Raw genomic sequence first — 6,751 nt, 5'->3', positions numbered from 1 at the left:
AGGTCAAAACAAAAAGAGCCCTAATCACAAAGTGATTAGAACTCGAATTTAGTTTCACCAACAACAGTTGACGAAGAGCCGGTTTTAGTGGGAACATGATTATTCAATTATTTTAGAATCGACACATTGTCCAGTCATTACTCCCACTCAATCGTTGCCGGTGGCTTGCTCGTAATGTCATACACAACGCGGTTAATCCCATCAACTTCGTTTACGATTCTAGTCGAGATGTTTTGCAAAACATCCCATGGAATCCGGGCAAAATCAGCGGTCATCCCATCAACGGAATTGACACCCCGAATAGCAATAGTGTAGTCGTAAGTTCGGCCATCACCCATCACACCAACACTTCTAAAGCCTGGTAGGACGGTGAAGTATTGCCAAATGTCACGGTCTAAGCCGGCCTTGGCAATTTCGTCACGAAGCACCCAGTCACTGTCACGGACAATCCGCAACTTTTCAGGGGTTACTTCACCGAGAACTCGAATTCCTAAGCCAGGACCTGGGAATGGTTGCCGCCAAACAAGATTATCTGGCATCCCCAATTTTTCACCAATTTCACGAGCCTCATCCTTGAATAAAGTATTCAACGGCTCAATCAGCTTAAACTTCATGTCTTTTGGCAGCCCACCCACATTATGATGTGACTTGATTGTCTGGGCAGTATCCGTTCCACTTTCAACCACGTCAGTGTATAAAGTACCTTGGGCTAAGAAGTCAATTCCATCGAGCTTTTTGGCTTCATCGTTAAAGACTTGAATGAACTCGTTACCAATAATCTTCCGCTTCTTCTCAGGATCGGAAACGCCTTTCAACTTGGATAAGAACCGATCTTGGGCATCCACCTTAATAATGTTCAGCCCAAACTTGCCAACTAAGCTATCCATCACTTCGTCGGCTTCATTCTTACGCAATAAACCATGATCCACAAAAATACTGGTCAATTGCTTGCCAATTGCTTTGTGTAAGAGAACGCCAACAACACTCGAATCAACGCCGCCGGAAAGGCCAAGGAGAACCTTCTTATTGCCGACTTCTTTTCGAATATGTTCAATCTGGAGGTCAATAAAGTCGTCCATTGACCAGTTGGCTTCCGCATGGCAAACGTTGAACGCAAAATTCTTCAAGATATCATTTCCATACTTGGTGTTGCGTACTTCAGCATGGAACTGGATCCCGTAGAAATTACGATCGACATCCTGCATTGCAGAAATTGGACAGTTCTGGCTGGTGGCAACTGTTGTAAATCCGGTTGGGACCTTATTGACCAAATCGCCATGACTCATCCAAACTGGTTGTTCGCGGGGAGTTCCTTTGAATAGTACAGCATCATCTGAGGTGATTTGAATGTCAGCGTGCCCGTATTCCGAGTCATCCGCCTTCTCAACTTCACCATCCAAGGTATAGGCCATGATTTGCATCCCATAACAGATTCCCAAGACTGGAATTCCTAACTTAAAGATGTCTGGATCAACCTTAAGCGCGCCATCTTCATAAACACTATTTGGACCGCCAGAGAAAATAATTCCCTTGGGGTTCATGGCTTTGATCTCATTTGCGGACAATGCATGGGATTTCAGTTCGGAATATACGCCTAAATCGCGAATCCGTCTTGTAATCAGTTGGTTGTACTGACTACCAAAATCCAGCACTAAAATCTTATCAAAGCTTGATAAGTCAACGTTTGCCAAATCATACACCCTTTCAAAGTTTCTACTTAAATAATAAACGATTTAACTATGGTTGGTCAACATTATTTTCAAAATCCAAACATTCAATACTTTCGCAAGTATAAACGATCAATTAAATGATGATCCGTCTTATGCATAATCATATCAGCTCGGGACCGAGTTGGCAGAATATTTGTCTTCAGGTTCGGTAAGTCAACAGTATCCCACACATTGCGTGCCATCGCAAACGCATCGTCTCTATCGCCCATTGCATAATCATAATAATAGTTGTCAGGATCCTGAAAAGCGGTGTCCATCAGGCGGCCAAACCGCTCCAAATACCACTTTTCGATCAGTTCGACGTCTGCATCCATATAAATCGAGAAATCGGTGAAGTCGCTAATATAAATCTGCTCGTTACTTGGTAACTGCAGCGTATTGATTCCTTCAATGATTAAGACATCTGGTCGGTCGACAATATCATACCGGTTGGGAATAATATCGTAACTCTGGTGGGAATAGACCGGTGATTTGGTAACCGCCACGCCTGATTTAACCTCGTTTAGAAACGCAATCAATTTGCGCATATCATAACTTTCTGGGAAGCCCTTCTTGTCGTAAATCCCCCGTTGCTTTAACTCAGCGTTGGAATACAAGAACCCATCGGTGGTAATCAACTGGATGTGTTCACCAGTGAAGTAATTAGTCAGCAATTCCTCAAGCACTCGCGCAGTCGTCGATTTACCAACCGCTACACTTCCGGAAATACCAATGATAAAGGGCACCGTTCGAACTTGTTTTCGCAAGAAACGCGCCTTGGTTGTCTGCCACTCATCAAAATTATTCTTCTGTAATCGGATCATATGCACCAGCGGCTTATAAATATCAGACACATCTTCAATCGAAATCTGATCATTAAAGGCCTTGATATGCTTCAATTCGCTTGGTGTCAACGGCAAGTTGGCTTCGCTTTGGTTATAAAAGTGCTTCCATTCTGCCTTAGTAAACGAATAGTAGTTGATTAAATCATCCATGAGTTCAATTTATCTCCAAAACTTTTGTATTCAAATAATTATACCATCAAGAATACCAAAACAATCTGATTTTACATAAAAAGTCGATCTCCAACGTTCAAGATCGACTTTACTGCATTAGTTCAATTGGTATTCGGCTTTGGGGACCGTCTCAAATAACGGCGATAGATTTTGGTTGGCAACAATTGTCAATCGATGCATTGCCCGTGTACAGATGGTATAAACCAACTGCCGGTCACGCTCTTCACCATAACATTCCTTTGACGCATCCCACATAATGACGCTATCAAATTCCAACCCCTTGGCAAGGTAGGAAGGCACCACGATGACGCCTTTGACCAACCGCTGATTTTCAGTGCGAATCAAGGTCGCTTTGACCCCCAATTCTGCCAGTTTATCGGTGAGTTGTTGGCATTCCTTTAATGTCTTACCAATAATTGCGGTCGTTTCGTGTTCAGCCAAATCAACCTCTGACTGCTTCTTAACCACCTCAACGGCAGCATCAAAGCCATCTTCAACGTAAACGTGTGGCAAGTCGCCTTCCCGGGTAAAGGGAATGATGTCCTCGCCATTTGTCAGCAAATGCTTGGTAAAGTTGGTGATCTGGGCAGTTGACCGGTACGACTTAGTCAATTGAACCACCCGGGTCTTATCTTCAGGGAACATGCTCCCAAGTTCACCCAGAAGCTTGCGGCTATTTTCATGGGTAAAGATGGCTTGGTTCAAATCCCCAAGCAGAGTGAATTTCGCCCGTGGGAAACTAAACTTAAGAAAAGCCAGCTGGAAGGCGGAGTAATCCTGGACTTCATCAATAAACAGATAACGAATGTCCCGGTCGCCCCGTTTGCCAGTCATCAGATCATACAGGTAAATGTATGCGGAGGCGTCAGCCAGTGACAATCGGCCTTCCTTGAGTCGGCCAACCGTCGCCTTGATGTCTGCCTGCCAATCTTCCAGACTGATGTCAAAGTCAGTCAGCTTGACAATTTTAGGAATATTCCGCAACATATGCACGAATTGGTTGTTGATGCTTAAGAAATGATTCCGCACAATTTGGCGCTGAACCTTTCGGAACGACTTGACAACAATCTGACGAGCAAGAAACTTGAATTCCTTATCCGAGTTCAAGATTTCCTCTTCGCCCTCTTTGTGCATCTGTTGAATATCTTCCCGTGACAGGTTTTGAACGGCGTCTTCAACCCACTTTTTCCGCATTTCCACGTGGATTTTACGATTCAAAATCTTCAGCAATTGCTCTTTAGTAGCGTCCAACCGATTCCGGAGATTGTAATTTTCATTGAAGCTATAGTAAATCTCTTCAACTTTTTCTTTTGGAATCAGGACTGTCCCGTTGAACATCAAGTTTCTAAACCGCATGTCCTCAGTGTTCAAATGATTGGCATAGGCGCTAACGGCTTTAAAGTAATCCAGGCTGCCTTTAATATCGTTGATTTTTTGGGCATGGGGCTCAAATTGTTCGTCAAACCGTTGAGCCAACGTTTCAACCTGAACACTCGGCAATCGGTGGGAACTGTACTGATAGAAGGTCATTTGGACCATGTTTTGTTCACCAAGCTCTGGTAATACTTGGTTAATATAATCATTGAATAATTGGTTAGGCGAAAAGAGGATGATTTGACCAGAATGCAAGTTGCCCCGATATTGGTAAAGCAGAAAAGCAACCCGTTGTAAGACGGCAGCTGTCTTTCCCGAACCGGCAGCCCCTTGGACAAATAACAGTTCCGAGTCGGTATCTCGAATAATCTGGTTCTGTTCCTTTTGAATTGTCGTTACGATACTCTTCATCTTCGTATCGGAACGGTTACTCAACGCATCCAACAGCATCTGATCCCCAACAACTTCTTCGGTATCAAACACAGTCTTGATCTTGGCATTTTCAATTTGGAATTGACGTTTGAGTTTGACGTCCACCGTCTGTTCACCATCAGGGGTCATGTAGGTCACGTCACCAATCCCACCATTATAGTAAATGCTGGAGATCGGGGCTCGCCAGTCGTAGACCAGGTAATGATCGGGCTTGTCTGTGAAGGACGCCATCCCGATATAAATGGTTTCATCGCGTTTTTCATCGCCTTCACGAAAATCAATCCGGGCGAAATAAGGGTTCACTTCTAGCTTAGTCAGTGTTCCCAGTTCCCGGGCAGCATGTTCCTGACGATTCTCCCGTTCAGAAAGCATCTGCTGCTGCTGGCGAATTGACATGGCGGTTTCCATCATGCCACTGTAAGTTTCAGTTTTTAAGCGGACATCATTATTGAAATTGGCGTTGATGTCTTTCACATCTTTTTTGGTTGCTTTGATCTTCTTTTGAAGACTCGTTTCGGCAATCTTAATCTTTTTAATTACGCCACCTAGATGGTGCTGCTCTTGTGCTTTGATATTATCAGCCATTATTTACCCCCTACAACTTGACTTAATAGTTTAGCATAAAACCGCTCTCAATTCAAAGAAGTGGCTGAAAATTGTTTTGGAAGCAGTGGGATTGTTTTACATTTTTTGATTGGTATACCTTTAAATTTAGTATTTGTGCATGGTATAATTAAGATGTTTTTAAGAATTATATACTTAGGACAGCTCCTCCAGGCTGCAACCTGCACGTAAGTACCACAAGCAAAAATTCCAAAACCGGGAATTTCTGCTTGCGGAGACTTACGCTCCGGTTGCTAACCGCCTGGATCCGCTCACTTTTCTTAGGACAGCTCCTCCAGGCTGCAACCTGCACGTAAGCACCACAAGCAAAAATTCCAAAACCCGGAATTTCCGCTTGCGGCGACTTACGCTCCGGTTGCTAACCGCTTGGATCCGCTCACTTTTCTTAGGACAGCTCCTCCAAGCAGAGATCTGCATGTAAGCACCTCGCACAAAAATTCCCAAAACCGGAATTTCTGTGCGAGGAAACTTACACTCCGATCTCTAACCCGCTTGGATCCGCTCACTCATTAGGACAGCTGCGTAAAGCAGAGACTTCCACCTAAGCACCTACTGCAAAAATCCCAGAATCGGGGATTTCTGCAGTAGGAGACTTAGGCTCCAGTTTCTAACCGCTTTACTTCGCTCACTTATTAGGACAGCTCCTCCAGGCAGCAACCTGCACGTAAGCACCACAAGCAAAAATTCCAAAACCCGGAATTTCCGCTTGCGGCGACTTACGCTCCGGTCGCTAACCGCCTGGATCCGCTCACTTATTTTTAGGAGGATTTACATGACAATCTCACTTTATTTTGTTCGCCACGGTCAAACTTACTTGAACAAGTACCATCGCATCCAGGGTTGGTCCGACTCCCCGTTAACTGATAAAGGGGTTGCCGATGCAGTCGACGCTGGTAAGCGATTAAGCGGCATCCCTTTTTCTGCCGCTTATTCCAGTGATACATCCAGGGCCATCAAAACTGGGAATCTTATTTTGAAAGCCAATTCTGGCTCCGTGAAATCAGTCGTTCCCGATGCTGCATTCCGCGAACTCAATTTTGGCTATTACGAAGGAGAGGACGATGTCAAAACGTGGCATACGATTGGTGGTCCAATCGGAGTCAACTCATTCCACGGTTTGATTGGCGAATATGGGATCGATAAAGCCGAAGACATGTTCTCAAAGGCCGATCCGTATGGTGACGCCGAAAGTAGCTCTGCCTTTTGGGCAAGGCTACAGCCGGGAATTGACAAAGTCATTGCCCAAGCCAACGACGGCGACAAAATCTTGATGGCAACCCATGGGACGTTAATTCGCAACGTCGTCAGCAAGTGGAGTGACATCCCCGTTAACGTTTCAACGAAGAATGGGAGTGTCACAAAGTTAGACTACGATGACGGAAAATTCTCGATTGAATATTATAACAATGTCAGTGACGAGTTGTAATCTTTAACCATCACTCTCATATCGATAAACGGTAAGCACTAAATAACTGGACGTATTCAAAAAGGCATTCGAGCATGTTATTCTTCAGGTAACACAATCGAATGCCTTTTTAAGTTTTTACAGTTAAGCTGCACAGCTTTGCTGTACTGCTTTAGCCCATGGTAAATAAG

4 protein-coding genes are annotated in these 6,751 nt (G+C 44.3%); 1 reads left to right on the top strand and 3 read right to left on the bottom strand.

Features of this window, described 5'->3' with window-relative positions:
- Nucleotides 1-137: 137 nt before the first annotated feature.
- The 3 genes from guaA to helD form a co-directional block, all read right to left on the bottom strand.
- Nucleotides 138-1,691: a glutamine-hydrolyzing GMP synthase gene (gene guaA, locus KTE19_RS12460; protein WP_217342408.1), complete on the bottom strand. Its 1,554-nt coding sequence runs from the start codon at nucleotides 1,689-1,691 to the stop codon at nucleotides 138-140.
- Nucleotides 1,692-1,774: 83 nt separating this feature from the next.
- A complete protein-coding gene (gene coaA, locus KTE19_RS12455; protein ID WP_217163221.1) occupies nucleotides 1,775-2,704 on the bottom strand; it encodes a type I pantothenate kinase in 930 nt (309 codons plus the stop codon).
- A gap of 117 nt (nucleotides 2,705-2,821) precedes the next feature.
- Nucleotides 2,822-5,116, bottom strand: a complete 2,295-nt coding sequence (helD, locus tag KTE19_RS12450; RefSeq protein ID WP_217342407.1) for an RNA polymerase recycling motor HelD — start codon at nucleotides 5,114-5,116, stop codon at nucleotides 2,822-2,824.
- A gap of 811 nt (nucleotides 5,117-5,927) precedes the next feature.
- Here helD and KTE19_RS12445 point away from each other — a divergent pair.
- A complete protein-coding gene (locus KTE19_RS12445; protein ID WP_217163225.1) occupies nucleotides 5,928-6,581 on the top strand; it encodes a histidine phosphatase family protein in 654 nt (217 codons plus the stop codon).
- The last annotated feature ends 170 nt before the right edge of the window (nucleotides 6,582-6,751 follow it).

The sequence above is a fragment of the Lentilactobacillus dabitei genome (assembly GCF_019061365.1).
Taxonomy (GTDB): Bacteria; Bacillota; Bacilli; order Lactobacillales; family Lactobacillaceae; genus Lentilactobacillus; species Lentilactobacillus dabitei.
Note: the sequence above shows the minus strand (reverse complement) of the source record. Positions and strands in the feature narration are given on the sequence as shown.

Coding starts and splice junctions, on each gene's coding strand:
- helD (WP_217342407.1), bottom strand. CDS start 5,116: ATGGCTGATAATATCAAAGCACAAGAGCAGCACCATCTAGGTGGCGTA.
- coaA (WP_217163221.1), bottom strand. CDS start 2,704: ATGGATGATTTAATCAACTACTATTCGTTTACTAAGGCAGAATGGAAG.
- KTE19_RS12445 (WP_217163225.1), top strand. CDS start 5,928: ATGACAATCTCACTTTATTTTGTTCGCCACGGTCAAACTTACTTGAAC.